The following is a 12,845-nucleotide window of genomic DNA, read 5'->3' on the forward strand; positions in this document are numbered from 1 at the left end:
ACCCGCTCCAAATAGGGAAACCTGTTCATAAGTAAAGCAGCGGCAGCCTGACCTTGACCCCGGTCCTAGGCTCTTTCGCCCCCGCGGCTTGCGGCCTATGATCACCGAAAAGGCAAACGCGCGCAGTGGCTGCGCGTCCCAAGGGGTGAGGCAGGCATGGCAGTTGGCGTCTTCGATTCGGGCCTCGGCGGGCTGACTGTTCTGGATGCGCTGACAACACGCCTGCCGGATGTGCCCTTCGTCTATTTCGGCGACAATGCGCATGCCCCCTACGGCGTCCGCACCGCCGACGACATCTTCGCGTTGACCTGTGCGGCGACCGAACGGCTCTGGGCCGAAGGCTGCGATCTGGTGATCCTCGCCTGCAACACCGCCTCGGCCGCCGCGCTGAAGCGGATGCAGGAAACCTGGGTGCCCGCAGACAAGCGCGTCCTCGGTGTCTTCGTGCCGCTGATCGAGGCGCTGACCGAACGTCAGTGGGGTGACAATTCCCCTCCGCGCGAAGTGGCCGTTAAGCACGTCGCCCTTTTCGCCACCCCCGCCACTGTCGCTTCCCGCGCCTTCCAGCGCGAGCTTGCCTTCCGCGCGATCGGCGTCGATGTCGAGGCGCAACCCTGTGGCGGCGTTGTCGATGCCATCGAACAGGGTGATGAGATCCTGGCCGAGGCGCTGGTGCGGTCCCATGTCGAGGCGCTGAAGCGCCGGATGCCGACACCCGAGGCCGCGATCCTGGGCTGCACGCATTACCCTTTGATGGAAAAGGTCTTCCAGGATGCTCTCGGGGCAGGGGTCAAGGTCTATTCCCAGGCCAATCTGGTGGCCGAAAGCTTGGCCGACTACCTGACCCGCCGCCCGCAGTTCCGGGGGACGGGCACGCAGTCGAAGTTCCTCACCACGGGCGATCCCGCCTACGTCTCGAACAAGGCGACCCAGTTCCTGCGCCGGAAGATCACGTTTGAGGCCGCGTGATGTTGCCCCTTGCCGACTGGCGCGCGGCTCGCCTTGCCGCGCTGACTGCACCGGACGGCTGGCTGAACCTCGTGGCGCGGATCGAGCTTGCCCCCGGTCGCCACCCGATTGGCGCCGCGCAAGAGGTGCAACTGCCTTCCGGTCCCGATCTTCTCGGCACCCTGGAAATCTCTGACGGCAAGGCGTTCTTCTCCCGACCGGGCGAGGCGCCGCAGCCCTTCCAGCCCATCCCCGACGCCTTTCCACAGCTTCGGGTGGACCCGTTCCTGCTGGAAATCCACACCGTTGATGGCACTCCGGCTTTGCGCGTCCGCGATCTTGCGAAGACGCCGACCGTCACGCTGCGCCAGTTCCCAGATGCCCCCGACTGGGTCATCCGCGCCAAGTGGGAGAGCTTCGCCCCGGAAGCCTCTGAAGTTGCAATGAAAGACGGCTCAAGGGCCGCCGTCACCCTGACGCATCGCGCGACCTTCCAGCATCAGGGCAAGCCTGTCACCCTGACGCCGACCCATTGGAAATCCGGCAAGCCGATGTTCGTCTTCCGCGACGCCACGGTGGGCGAAACCTACCCCGCCTGCCGCTTCCTCTTCGGCGAGGACCCGAGCGACACCGAAATCACCCTCGATTTCAACCGCGCGATCAGCCCGCCCTGCGCCTTCACCGACTTCGCGATCTGCCCCCTGCCGCCCCCCGGCAACATCCTGCCCTTCCGCATCGAAGCCGGGGAATTGGCCCCGTAGGTCGGGGTTCACCCCGACTCTCGTGCCACCGCCGACCCGCGCCCTCCCTTCGTAGGGTGGGCTATCCGCCCACCGTCCTCACCCCCGCATTGCGCCGTAAGCAAAGCGATAGGCCAGTGCCACGCCGCCCGCACCGCCAACCACATTGCCCAGGCTGACCCATAGCAGGTTGCCCAGAACGCCAGCCGCCGCGGCCTCTGACCCGGCCCAAAGGCCCGCCGGGAACAGGAACATGTTCGCCACCGAATGCTCCAGCCCCAGTGCGACGAAGGCGGTGACGGGCCAGAGGACGCCCAGAATCTTGTCAGTCGCCGTCCGCGCCGCGAAACTCAGCCAGACCGCCAGACAGACGAGCGCATTGCACAAGGCACCCCGGACAAACGCCTCCAGCGGCGGAAGCGAGGCTTTTACGGTCGCAGCCTTCGCCGCCACCGCCCCCATCGGGCCGTCCAACATCCCCGAAAGACCGAAGGCCAGGGCCAATCCGATCGCACCGACAAGGTTGCCTGCGTAGACGATGCCCCAGTTCCGCAACAGTGCGGCCAGAGTGATCTTGCGGTCCACCGCCGCCATCACCATCAGCGCATTGCCGGTGAACAATTCGGCCCCGCCCACGACGACAAGGATCAGCCCCAGCGCAAAGACTGCGCCGCCCAGCACGCGGTGAGGTCCAAAGCCAGGGTCTGCGCCCGCCATCGCGATGCACCAGAAGGCCGCGCCAAAGCCGATGAAGGCCCCGGCTAGCATCGCCAGTGTCGCCATCCTGTGCAGGGGCAGGGCGGCCTTTGCGACCCCCGCCGTTTCGATCAACGCGGCAATCTCGGCGGGCTTGTAGGCGTCATGGTCGCTCGGCATGCGGGCCTCCCTTGCGGACGACAGCATAGTCGCTTGCGGCCCCCGGCAAAGCGAAAAGGCACGCCCAGCGGCGTGCCTTTTCACTGCTTTCCAGATTCTTAACGTCTGCGACCAAGTCCTTGATACGTCAAGGGTAGCGGCGTTTGTCCACCGTGGACAGATCAGTCCTTGGCGCGCTCGACGTAAGAGTCGTCGTCGGTGTTGATGACGATCCGGGTGCCCGGCCCGATATGCGGCGGCACCATGACCCGCAGGCCATTGTCAGTCATCGCGGGCTTGTAGGAGGACGAGGCGGTCTGCCCCTTGGTGACCGGCTCGGTCTCGACGATCTCGACGGTGATCTTCTGCGGGACTTCAAGGGCGATCGGGATCCCGTCGAAGGTCTTGACGTAGCACTTCATCCCCTCCTGCAGGTAGGGCTTGTTCGCGCCCATCACGTCCTCGGTGACGACGACCTGCTCGTAGGTGGTCGGCTCCATGAAGTGGAAGCCCTCGCCGTCCTCGTACAGGAAGTCATACTCCCGTTCGTCGACGGTGGCCTTCTCGACCATTTCCGTGGTCCGCCAGCGCTCCGACACCTTCACGCCGTCGGAAATGCGGCGCATGTCGACGGAGGTGGTCGGGGTGCCCTTGCCGGGGTGGAAGTTCGAGGCGGTGAGCACGACGTAGAGCTTGCCGTCCATCTCGACGACGTTGCCCTTGCGGAGCGAGGAGGCGATGACTTTCAAAGGTCGGGTCCTTGTTATATCGGGGGCGCGGTCCCTGTGGACCCGCATCTGCCCGCGCCCGTAACCGATCCCGACCGGAATTTCCAGATGAATCCCGCATCCCCCTGGTGGAGCCCCTCGCGCCACGCCGACCGCCGCCCGATTCTGATGACCCGCAACCGCATCCAGGTGGCGATCCGGGGCTGGCTTGCCGGGGAAGGGTTCACCGAGGTCGACCCGGCGGCGCTGGCGATTTCCCCCGGGAACGAGGCGCACCTGCACGGTTTCGCAACGGAGGCGATCGGGAATGACGGGTTGCCCCGGCGGATGTACCTCCACACCTCGCCCGAGTTCGCGATGAAGAAGCTGCTGGCGGCGGGGGAGAGCCGCATCCACGCCTTCTCCCACGTCTGGCGCAACCGGGAGCGGGGGGTGCTGCACTCCCCCGAGTTCACAATGCTGGAGTGGTACCGGGTCGGGGAGGGGTACGAGATCCTGATGGCCGACACGATAGCCTTCCTGCGGCTGGCAGCGCGGGAGGTGGGGGCCGAGGTGCTGCGGTTCCGGGATCGGACTTGCGATCCGTTCCAGGAACCAGAGCGGGTGTCGGTGGCGGAGGCCTTCCTGGTCCATGCGGGGGTCGACCTTTTAGCCTCAATCCGCGGGGATGGGTCGACGGATGTCGGCATCCTCGGGGCGGAGTTGGACCGGATCGGGGTGCGCCGCGCCGAGGACGATACCTGGTCTGACATGCTGAGCAGGGTGTTGTCGGAAAAGGTGGAGCCGAAGCTGGGGATGGGGCGGGTGACGATCCTCGACCGCTACCCTTCGGCCGAGGCGGCGCTGGCGCGGAAGGTGCCAGGGGATGCGCGGGTGGCGGAGCGGTTCGAGGTTTATGCCTGCGGGGTGGAGCTGGCGAACGGGTTCGGGGAGCTGACCGACGCGGGCGAGCAGCGGCGGCGGTTCGAGGCGGAGATGGCGGAGAAGGCGCGGGTCTATGGCGAAAGTTATCCTCTGGACGAGGACTTTCTGGCCGCGCTGGAGATCATGCCTCCCTCGGCGGGGATTGCGATGGGGTTCGACCGGGTGGTGATGCTGGCGACCGGCGCGCCGCGGATTGACGACGTGATGTGGACGCCGGTGCCCTGATCTGTCCGCGGTGGACATTTCCGGATTTATAAGTAATAACAGTCATTTGGTCGTGGTCGTTAGGGGTTCGTTAACCGGGACCCGCTGGACCCGTTTCGGGCGGTTTTCAAGAGGAGCGGCTGACGCCGCAAGCCATTTGTCTCGTCGTCGGTCTTCGCCTCCTTCTCGGTCATTGGGGATGCTTCGCCCCCCAAACCCCCAGAGGATATTTGCCGAAGAGAAAGCGCAGGGGCGCGGAGCGGAAGACGGACCGTCCAGAGATGAAAGGTTGCGACGCGAGCCCAAGGTCGGGAATTGCGCCGGTAACAGTCGCCGGTCTTGCATTGCGGGCGCGAGCGGCGCAAAGAAGGCGCGTTTCTGTCTTGGAAGGACGCAGCCATGACCCATCGCATCGCCATCCTCGGGGCCTCGGGCTATACGGGGGCGGAGCTTGTCCGCCTGATCGCGACGCATCCGTCGATGCAGATCGTGGCGCTGTCGGCCGACCGCAAGGCGGGGATGGCGATGGCGGAGGTGTTTCCCTTCCTGCGGCATCTGGACTTGCCCAAGCTGGTAAAGATCGACGAGATCGATTTCGCCGGGGTTGACCTGTGCTTTTGCGCGCTGCCGCATGCGACGACGCAGGAGGTGATCGCCAAGCTGCCGAAGACGCTGCGGATCGTCGACCTTTCGGCGGACTTCCGGCTGCGCGACCCGGCGGAATACGAGAAGTGGTACGGCCAGCCGCACACGGCGGTGGAGATCCAGAAGGAGGCAGTCTACGGGCTGACCGAGTTCTACCGCGACGAGATCAGGGCCGCTCGGCTGGTGGCGGGCACGGGCTGCAACGCGGCGACGGGGCAGTTCGCGCTGCGGCCCTTGATCGCGGCGGGCTGCATCGACCTGGACGACATCCTGATCGACCTGAAGGCCGGGGTGTCCGGCGCGGGGCGGTCGCTGAAGGAGAACCTGCTTCACGCGGAATTGTCCGGGGGCACGCATGCCTATTCGGCGGGCGGAAAGCATCGGCATCTGGGCGAGTTCGACCAGGAGTTTTCCAAGGTCGCTGGGCGGCCCGTGCGGGTGCAGTTCACGCCGCATCTTCTGCCGATGAACCGGGGGATACTCGCGACGGTCTATGTGAAAGGCGATGCGAAGGTCGTCCATCAGACGCTTGAAAAGGCGTATGAAAGCGAGCCGTTCCTGCAGGTTCTGCCCTTTGGATCACTGCCCTCGACCCGCGACATTGCGGGGTCGAACTTCTGCCATCTGGGAGTGATCGGCGACCGGGTTCCGGGCCGCGCTGTGGTGGTTTCCGTGCTGGACAACCTGACCAAGGGATCGTCTGGGCAGGCAATCCAGAACGCGAACCTGATGCTGGGACTGCCCGAGACGGAAGGGTTGATGCTGGCGCCGGTGTTCCCCTGATGCCGGTCTGAAGCCCGGCTTGCGGGATGTGGGACTTGACGCGGGTCAAGGCGTGCCCACCTTGGGTCTGGCAAGGGTTGCCTGACGGCAGAGGATGCGGGTGATGAGCGGCAAGACGGAATTCCGGGGTCTCAAGGGGCTGAAGAAGCAACGGCGCATCCAGATCATCGCGCTGGCGGCGGTGGCCCTGATCGGGGCGACGGGGCTGGTCGGCTATGCCATGCGCGACGGGATCAACTTCTTCCGCTCTCCCAGCCAGGTGATGGAAGCGCCCCCCGCGCCGGGCGAGACGTTCCGGATCGGCGGGCTGGTCGTCGACGGGTCAATCGTGCGCGGCGCGGGCACCGAGGTTTCCTTTGCGGTCACCGACACCAATGCGACAGTGCCGGTTCGCTATACCGGCATCCTGCCGGACCTCTTTGCCGAAGGGCAGGGGATGGTGGCGCTGGGGCGCATGGAGGGCGATACGTTCGTTGCGACCGAAGTGCTGGCCAAGCATGACGAGACCTACATGCCGAAGGAAGTGGTCGACGCGCTGAAGGAGCAGGGCGTCTACGTCGATCCGAACGCCAAGCCGGAAAGCTGAGCGCGCGCTGCCGAAGGGCGGCGTTAATGGTACTTTGCGAGGCTTCCCCCGGGTTTGAGCGGGGGTGCCGATGCCGGATGTTCGTCAGATAGCCGAAGAGATCGTGAGCCGCGAGGGCGGCTTCGTGAATGACCCGGACGATCCGGGTGGGGCGACCAATCACGGGGTGACCATCGGGACGTTGCGGCGGCTGGGGATCGACGTGAACCGCGACACGCGGATCGATGTGGCCGATGTGAAGGCTCTGACCCGGAAACAGGCGGTCGAGATCTATCTGAAGCACTATTTCGAGGGGCCGGGGATCGCGGCGCTGCCCGAGGTGCTGCAGGCGAGTGTCTTCGACATGTACGTCAATGCCGGCGGGAACGCAGTGAAGATCCTGCAGCGCTTGCTGTCGGACATGGGCTTTCCCTGTGACCCGGATGGCGCCATCGGGCCGCAGACGATCCGGGCGGCGCAGATGGCCTATGAGGCGGCGCCGTCGCATCTGCCGGATGCCTACGGGATCGCGCGGCGGAACTACTATTATGCGCTTGCCGACAAGCGACCGGCGAGCCGGAAGTTCGCCCGGGCGCGGGATGGCGGCAAGGGGGGCTGGATCAAGCGGGCAGAGGAGTTCATCTCTCCGAAATATCACCTGACCGAGGCGCAGCACCGGGCGCGGGTGTCGGCATGGGGATGATCGGCAAGCTCGTTGGTGCTCCGGGCGCGGTGACGGCGCTGGGCGAGGCGGCGAAGGGGGTGGCAGAGGTCTTCGTGCCCAGTTCCACCAAGCGGATGGAACTGTCGGCGGACGCGCAGATGGCGGCGCTGCGGCAGTTGGGGGAGGAGTACCAACACCCAGCGCTGTCCTGGTTCGACCGGCTGGTGAACGGGTTGAACCGTTTGCCGCGGCCGTTCCTGGCCTTCGGGACCATCGGGCTTTTCGTCTATGCGATGGTGGACCCGCAGGCCTTTGCCTTCCGGATGGTGGGGCTGAACGCGGTGCCCGAGCCCTTGTGGTGGCTCTTGGGCGCGATTGTCGCCTTCTACTTCGGGGCGAGGGAGACGCATTACTTCCGCAACCGGGCGGTGGTGTCCCCCTTTGCCGGATCGGCGGCGGAGCCGGAGGAGAACGCGGCGCTGGAGGAGTGGCGGCGGGGCTGAAGCTTGACCTCTGATCGGGCCTCTGGCATGGCCATGGGCATCAGAGGATGTGATCAAATGAACCTGTTCGCCGATATCCGTGAGCTTGTGGTGGCCGAGCTGGAGGCGTTGATGGCCTCGGGCGTATTGCCGTCGGGGCTGGACCTGTCTGCCGTCGCGGTCGAGCCGCCGCGCGATGCGGGGCATGGCGAGATGGCGACCAATGCGGCGATGGTGCTGGCGAAACCGGCGGGGATGCAGCCTCGGGCGATTGCGGACGCGCTGGCGTTGCGGCTGATGGAGGACCCGCGCGTGGCGGGGGCCGATGTCGCGGGGCCGGGGTTCCTGAACCTGCGGCTGGAGCCTGCGGCCTGGCAGGGGCTGGTGCGGGCGGTGCTGGAGCAGGGGACGGGCTATGGCCGGTCCGTCATGGGTGCGGGGCGCAAGGTCAACGTCGAGTTCGTGAGCGCGAACCCCACGGGTCCGATGCATGTGGCCCATGCCCGGGGCGCCGTGGTGGGAGATGCGCTGGCGGCGCTCTTGGACTTCGCAGGCTATGCGGTCACGCGCGAGTATTACATCAACGATGGCGGCGGGCAGGTCGATGTGCTGGCCCGGTCGGCCTTTGAGCGGTATCGCGAGGCGCATGGGCTTAGCCCCGAGATCGCCGAGGGGCTGTATCCGGGGGATTACCTGATCCCGGTGGGTGAGGCGCTGAAGGCCAAGTATGGCGACAGCCTGCTGAATCAGCCGGAAAGCGTCTGGCTTGCGGATGTGCGGGTGTTTTCCACCGACATGATGATGGCGATGATCCGCGAGGATCTGGCCGCGCTGGGCGTCAAGATGGATGTCTATTCCTCGGAGAAGGCGCTTTACGGCACGGGCCAGATCGAAGCGGCGATCGAGCGGTTGAAGGGGCTGGGGCTGATCTATCAGGGCGTGCTGGAGCCGCCGAAGGGCAAGGCGCCCGAGGATTGGGAGCCGCGGGAGCAGACGCTGTTCCGCTCGACCTCGTTCGGGGATGACCAGGACCGGCCGGTTCAGAAGTCGGATGGCAGCTGGACCTATTTCGCGCCGGATATTGCCTATCACTTCAACAAGGTGCAGCGCGGGTTTGACGAGCTGATCAACATCTTCGGCGCGGACCATTCGGGCTATGTCAAGCGGCTGAAAGCTGTGGTCAGCGCGCTGTCGGAGAACAGGGTCGCGCTGGACATCAAGCTGATCCAGCTGGTCAAGCTTCTGAAGGGCGGGCAGATCGTCAAGATGTCCAAGCGCGCGGGGACCTTCGTCACCCTGCGTGATCTGATTGACGAGGTGGGGCCGGATGTCGTCCGCTTTGTCATGCTGACGCGGAAGAACGACGTCGCGCTGGACTTCGACTTCGACAAGGTGACCGAACAGTCGAAGGACAACCCGGTCTTCTACGTCCAGTATGCCAATGCCCGGGTGAACAGCATCCTGCGCAAGGCGCGCGACTCGGGGCTGGATGTGAGCGATGCCTCGCTTTCGGCAGCGCATCTGGCGCATCTCGGCCACGAGGCGGAGCTGGAAGTCATCCGCAAGCTGGGCGAATGGCCGCGGCTGGTGGAAATCGCCGCCAAGGGGCACGAGCCGCACCGCGTGGCCTTCTACCTTTATGAACTCGCATCTGACTTCCACGGGTTGTGGAACAGGGGCAACGATGACGACAGCTTGCGGTTCATCCAGGGGGATACCGCAATTTCTGCGGCAAAAATCGCCCTCGTGCGGGCCGTGGGCGTTGTTATTTGCGCAGGCCTTGGTATCCTTGGCGTGACCCCGGTCGAGGAAATGCGCTGACCAACAGCGACCGTCCGGGCTTGAGGCGTGAGTGCAGAGGTGGATCAACCGCCTCGCCAAGCAGGGGCAGCAGATGGCGGACGCGGATTATGACTTCGGCGGCGGCTATTCTCATGACGAGGCAGCGCCTCGACGTGGTGTACGCGACATCCAGTCCGCTGCGAAAGTGCAGCGAACGATCAACCTAGCCGGCGCGCTGACCTCGGTTGCGCTGGTGGTTGGCTTTGGCATCTGGGGCTACAAGCTGGCGGTCCGAGACGTGAACGGTGTCCCGGTCATCCAGGCGATGGAAGGGCCGATGCGCATCGCCCCGGCCGACCCCGGGGGAGAGATTGCCGATCATCAGGGTCTGGCCGTCAACGATGTGGCCGAGGCCGGGGTGGCGACTCCGCCGCCCGAAAAGCTGATCCTTGCGCCGCGCCCGATGGAACTTGCAGCCGAGGATACCTCGGGTCTGGCCGGACCGATGCAGCCGGGGCTGACCGAAGCCTCGGCCCCGACCGGGATGCTGGTCCCCGGCGCCGACCTGGCGCTTGCCGCCGCCCCGCCGACAGAAAGTGCCGATCCGACCGAGGTGGCAATCGATGCCGCCCTTGCCGAAGCGCTGGGCGAGATCCCGGATGCGGCCCTGGTCGTTCCTGTTGCAGACCCTGCGGTGGAGATGATCGAGGAGCCTGCGCCGGAAGGGGCGATCCTGGCCTCAATCCGGCCGAAGGCACGCCCGGGGGCACGGGCCGAAACGGCGGCTCCGGCGGAAATGGCGACCTTGCCCGCGGCGAACGAGATTGACCCGGCGACGATCACCCCCGGCACGCGACTGGTGCAGTTCGGGACCTACGACACCGCTGACGAGGCACGCGCGGCCTGGGCGGTCCTGCAGGGCCGGTTTGGCGAGTTGATGACCGAGAAGGCCATGGTGGTGCAGCCAGCCGAAAGCGGCGGGCGTACCTTCTATCGGCTGCGCGCGCATGGCTTTGACGGCGAGGATGACGCCCGGCGGTTCTGCTCGGCCATCATTGCCGAACATCCGACCTGCATTCCGGTGCCGCACAAATGACCGTCGGGTCCGGCGCGACGATCTTCGGCTGTGCCGGGCCAAGGCTGCTGCCCGCCGAGCGCGCCTTCTACCAGGATGCCGACCCGTTCGGCTTCATCCTGTTCGCCCGCAACGTTGAGGACCCCGACCAGTTGCGCCGCCTGACCGGTGATCTGCGCGAGGCGGTGGGCCGCAATGCGCCGATCCTGGTCGATCAGGAAGGGGGCCGGGTGCAGCGGCTGCGCAGCCCCCATTGGCGCGAATGGAGCCCACCCCTTGACACCGTGGATGCGGCGGGTTCGCTGGAGGCAGCAGAACGCACCATGCGGCTACGTGCCATGGTGATTGCGGCCGAACTTGCAGCCGTGGGGATTGATGCCGACTGCATCCCGACGCTGGACGTGGTGCGGCCGGAAACGCATCCCTTTCTGATGAACCGCTGCTATGGCCGCGACCCGGAAACCGTGGCGCGCATCGGTCGGGCCGTGGCCGAGGGACTGATGGCGGGTGGCGTGCTGCCGGTGATGAAGCACATGCCGGGGCATGGGCTTTCCCATGTCGACACCCATCACGACTTGCCGACGGTGACCGTGCCGCTGGACGAATTGACCGCAGTGGACTTCGCGCCGTTCCGGGCCCTGGCTGATCTGCCGATGGCGATGACCGCGCATCTGGTCTTTGCCGCGCTGGATGCCGACCGGCCTGCGACCCAGTCCCCCACAACGATCCGGCTGATCCGCGAGGAGATCGGTTTCAAGGGACTGCTCATGTCGGACGATCTGAACATGCAGGCGCTGGCCGGGACACTGGGGGACCGCACGGCGCGGACGATTGCGGCGGGGGTGGACATCGCTTTGCACTGCAAGGGCGACATGGCAGAGATGGTCGAGGTGGCCGGGGCAGCGGGCCGGATGGGACCGGCGGCGCGGGCGCGGGCCGAGGCGGCTGTCGCGGCGCGGCGTCCGGCGACGGGGGATGTGACGGCGGCGCTGGCGGAACTGGCGCATGGCTGAGGAAGACTGGGACCAGCCCGAGCGCATTGCTCCCGAGGATCGGTTGGCGGCCGAGGCCCTGATCGTCGATGTCGACGGTTTCGAGGGGCCTTTGGACCTGCTGCTGACGTTGAGCCGGACGCAGAAGGTCGATCTGCGGAAGATTTCCGTCCTGAAGCTGGCCGAGCAATATCTGGGCTTTGTCGAGCAGGCGCGGTCGTTGCGGATCGAGCTGGCGGCGGACTATCTGGTGATGGCGGCCTGGCTCGCCTTCCTGAAGTCGCGACTGCTGCTGCCGCCAGAGCCGGGGGACGAGGGGCCAAGCGCCGAAGACCTCGCGGCGCATCTGGCGTTCCAGCTGGAGCGGCTGCAGGCGATGCGCGATGCGGCGGCGCGGCTGATGGGGCGCGACCAGCTGGGACGGGATTTCTTTGCGCGCGGCATCCCCGAGGACATGACACACCAGAAGAAGGTCAAGTGGACGGCGACGCTCTTGGACCTGATGCGGGCCTATGCGCAGATCAGGACGAAGGACGAGTTCCGGCCCTTTGTGCTGGACCGGGAACATGTCTACACGATGGAGCAGGCGCTGGACCGGATGCGCGGGTTGATCGGCTATGCTGGCGACTGGGCGACGCTGATCAGCTTTCTGCCCGAGGGGTGGGATGCGACCCCGATGGCGCGGCGGTCCTCGCTGGCGGCGCATTTCGCGGCGGTGCTGGAGCTGGCCAAGCGGGGGCAGGTGGTGCTGCGGCAGGGCGAGACCTTTGCCCCCATCGAACTGCGGCTGAAGGACGGATGATGGCGACCGAGGACGTGGCAGAGGAAAGCCTGTTCGACGCCCCGCCGATGGGCGAGCAGGAACGAATGGTCGAGGCGATCCTGTTCGCGTCCGCCGAGCCGGTGACGCTGGCCGAATTGCAGGCACGGATGCCGCATGGCGCGGACCCAGCCGAGGCGCTGGTCTATCTGAAGAAGCGGTATGAGGGGCGGGGGGTGAACCTGGTGCGGGTGGGCGATGCCTATGCGTTCCGCACCGCTCCGGACCTGGGGTTCCTGATGCGGCGCGAGACGGTCGAGGTGCGGAAGCTGTCCCGCGCCGCGATCGAGACGTTGGCGATCATCGCCTATCACCAGCCGGTCACGCGGGCGGAAATCGAGGAAATCCGCGGGGTTGCGGTCAGCCGGGGAACGGTGGACCAACTGCTGGAGCTGGACTGGATCCGGCTGGGGCGGCGGCGGATGACGCCGGGGCGGCCGGTGACCTTTGTGGTGACGGAAGCGTTCCTCGATCACTTTGGCCTCGAATCCGCCCGCGATCTGCCGGGGCTGAAGGAGTTGCGCGCAGCTGGGTTGCTGGACAACCGGCCTGCTCCGGGGCAGGCTTTGGCGTCCGACGACGAGGACGAGGCCACGACCGGCCAGAGCGAGCTGTTCGAGGACTGAGGGGAGTGCGGG

General features: G+C 66.2%; 14 protein-coding genes. 12 read left to right on the top strand and 2 right to left on the bottom strand.

All coding sequences use genetic code 11. The features are described from left to right. Positions 1-156 precede the first annotated feature (156 nt). Complete coding sequence (locus tag E8M84_RS15595) at positions 157-969, top strand: glutamate racemase (protein WP_137112141.1); 813 nt, start codon at positions 157-159, stop codon at positions 967-969. Continuing rightward, positions 969-1,709 (top strand): DUF1684 domain-containing protein, encoded by a 741-nt coding sequence (locus tag E8M84_RS15600; protein ID WP_137112142.1) that lies wholly within the window; start codon positions 969-971, stop codon positions 1,707-1,709. Before E8M84_RS15595 ends, E8M84_RS15600 begins: the two co-directional genes overlap by 1 nt. A 78-nt stretch (positions 1,710-1,787) precedes the next feature. Here the strand turns inward: E8M84_RS15600 and E8M84_RS15605 are convergent, their stop codons facing one another. After that, positions 1,788-2,564, bottom strand: coding sequence for a formate/nitrite transporter family protein (locus E8M84_RS15605; protein ID WP_137112143.1), 777 nt, complete (start codon positions 2,562-2,564; stop codon positions 1,788-1,790). A gap of 161 nt (positions 2,565-2,725) precedes the next feature. Further along, on the bottom strand, positions 2,726-3,292 hold the full coding sequence (efp, locus tag E8M84_RS15610) for an elongation factor P (RefSeq protein WP_137112144.1): 567 nt from the start codon (positions 3,290-3,292) through the stop codon (positions 2,726-2,728). A gap of 87 nt (positions 3,293-3,379) precedes the next feature. Here efp and epmA point away from each other — a divergent pair, with 87 nt between their 5' ends. The 10 genes from epmA to scpB all read left to right on the top strand — a co-directional run bounded on the left by epmA (position 3,380) and on the right by scpB (position 12,833). Continuing rightward, a complete protein-coding gene (epmA, locus tag E8M84_RS15615) occupies positions 3,380-4,420 on the top strand; it encodes an EF-P lysine aminoacylase EpmA (RefSeq protein ID WP_137112145.1) in 1,041 nt (346 codons plus the stop codon). Between the two features lie 378 nt (positions 4,421-4,798). Further along, a complete protein-coding gene (argC, locus tag E8M84_RS15620; protein WP_137112146.1) occupies positions 4,799-5,827 on the top strand; it encodes an N-acetyl-gamma-glutamyl-phosphate reductase in 1,029 nt (342 codons plus the stop codon). A gap of 103 nt (positions 5,828-5,930) precedes the next feature. Beyond that, complete coding sequence (ccmE, locus tag E8M84_RS15625; RefSeq protein ID WP_137112147.1) at positions 5,931-6,413, top strand: cytochrome c maturation protein CcmE; 483 nt, start codon at positions 5,931-5,933, stop codon at positions 6,411-6,413. A 70-nt stretch (positions 6,414-6,483) separates the two neighbouring features. Continuing rightward, positions 6,484-7,095, top strand: coding sequence for a holin-associated N-acetylmuramidase (locus E8M84_RS15630; protein ID WP_137112148.1), 612 nt, complete (start codon positions 6,484-6,486; stop codon positions 7,093-7,095). Then, a complete protein-coding gene (locus E8M84_RS15635; RefSeq protein ID WP_137112149.1) occupies positions 7,086-7,559 on the top strand; it encodes a holin family protein in 474 nt (157 codons plus the stop codon). Before E8M84_RS15630 ends, E8M84_RS15635 begins: the two co-directional genes overlap by 10 nt. 57 nt (positions 7,560-7,616) lie before the next feature. Beyond that, a complete protein-coding gene (gene argS, locus E8M84_RS15640; protein ID WP_137112150.1) occupies positions 7,617-9,359 on the top strand; it encodes an arginine--tRNA ligase in 1,743 nt (580 codons plus the stop codon). Positions 9,360-9,390: 31 nt separating this feature from the next. Continuing rightward, positions 9,391-10,416 (top strand): SPOR domain-containing protein, encoded by a 1,026-nt coding sequence (locus E8M84_RS15645; protein ID WP_240790414.1) that lies wholly within the window; start codon positions 9,391-9,393, stop codon positions 10,414-10,416. Beyond that, positions 10,413-11,408: a glycoside hydrolase family 3 protein gene (locus tag E8M84_RS15650; RefSeq protein WP_137112151.1), complete on the top strand. Its 996-nt coding sequence runs from the start codon at positions 10,413-10,415 to the stop codon at positions 11,406-11,408. Before E8M84_RS15645 ends, E8M84_RS15650 begins: the two co-directional genes overlap by 4 nt. Next, positions 11,401-12,189: a ScpA family protein gene (locus E8M84_RS15655; RefSeq protein WP_137112152.1), complete on the top strand. Its 789-nt coding sequence runs from the start codon at positions 11,401-11,403 to the stop codon at positions 12,187-12,189. The genes E8M84_RS15650 and E8M84_RS15655 overlap by 8 nt, the downstream gene beginning before the upstream one ends. Next, positions 12,189-12,833: an SMC-Scp complex subunit ScpB gene (gene scpB, locus E8M84_RS15660; protein WP_137112153.1), complete on the top strand. Its 645-nt coding sequence runs from the start codon at positions 12,189-12,191 to the stop codon at positions 12,831-12,833. Before E8M84_RS15655 ends, scpB begins: the two co-directional genes overlap by 1 nt. Positions 12,834-12,845 lie beyond the last annotated feature (12 nt).

Origin of the sequence: Rhodobacter sp. SY28-1, from assembly GCF_005222785.1 — a bacterium.
Taxonomy (GTDB): domain Bacteria; phylum Pseudomonadota; class Alphaproteobacteria; order Rhodobacterales; family Rhodobacteraceae; genus Tabrizicola.

Excerpts from the sequence above, each read along its gene's own strand:
- E8M84_RS15595 (WP_137112141.1), top strand. The coding sequence starts at position 157 with ATGGCAGTTGGCGTCTTCGATTCGGGCCTCGGCGGGCTGACTGTTCTG.
- E8M84_RS15630 (WP_137112148.1), top strand. The coding sequence starts at position 6,484 with ATGCCGGATGTTCGTCAGATAGCCGAAGAGATCGTGAGCCGCGAGGGC.
- E8M84_RS15605 (WP_137112143.1), bottom strand. The coding sequence starts at position 2,564 with ATGCCGAGCGACCATGACGCCTACAAGCCCGCCGAGATTGCCGCGTTG.
- E8M84_RS15655 (WP_137112152.1), top strand. The coding sequence starts at position 11,401 with ATGGCTGAGGAAGACTGGGACCAGCCCGAGCGCATTGCTCCCGAGGAT.
- scpB (WP_137112153.1), top strand. The coding sequence starts at position 12,189 with ATGGCGACCGAGGACGTGGCAGAGGAAAGCCTGTTCGACGCCCCGCCG.
- epmA (WP_137112145.1), top strand. The coding sequence starts at position 3,380 with ATGAATCCCGCATCCCCCTGGTGGAGCCCCTCGCGCCACGCCGACCGC.
- argS (WP_137112150.1), top strand. The coding sequence starts at position 7,617 with ATGAACCTGTTCGCCGATATCCGTGAGCTTGTGGTGGCCGAGCTGGAG.
- E8M84_RS15600 (WP_137112142.1), top strand. The coding sequence starts at position 969 with ATGTTGCCCCTTGCCGACTGGCGCGCGGCTCGCCTTGCCGCGCTGACT.
- E8M84_RS15635 (WP_137112149.1), top strand. The coding sequence starts at position 7,086 with ATGGGGATGATCGGCAAGCTCGTTGGTGCTCCGGGCGCGGTGACGGCG.
- ccmE (WP_137112147.1), top strand. The coding sequence starts at position 5,931 with ATGAGCGGCAAGACGGAATTCCGGGGTCTCAAGGGGCTGAAGAAGCAA.
- argC (WP_137112146.1), top strand. The coding sequence starts at position 4,799 with ATGACCCATCGCATCGCCATCCTCGGGGCCTCGGGCTATACGGGGGCG.
- E8M84_RS15650 (WP_137112151.1), top strand. The coding sequence starts at position 10,413 with ATGACCGTCGGGTCCGGCGCGACGATCTTCGGCTGTGCCGGGCCAAGG.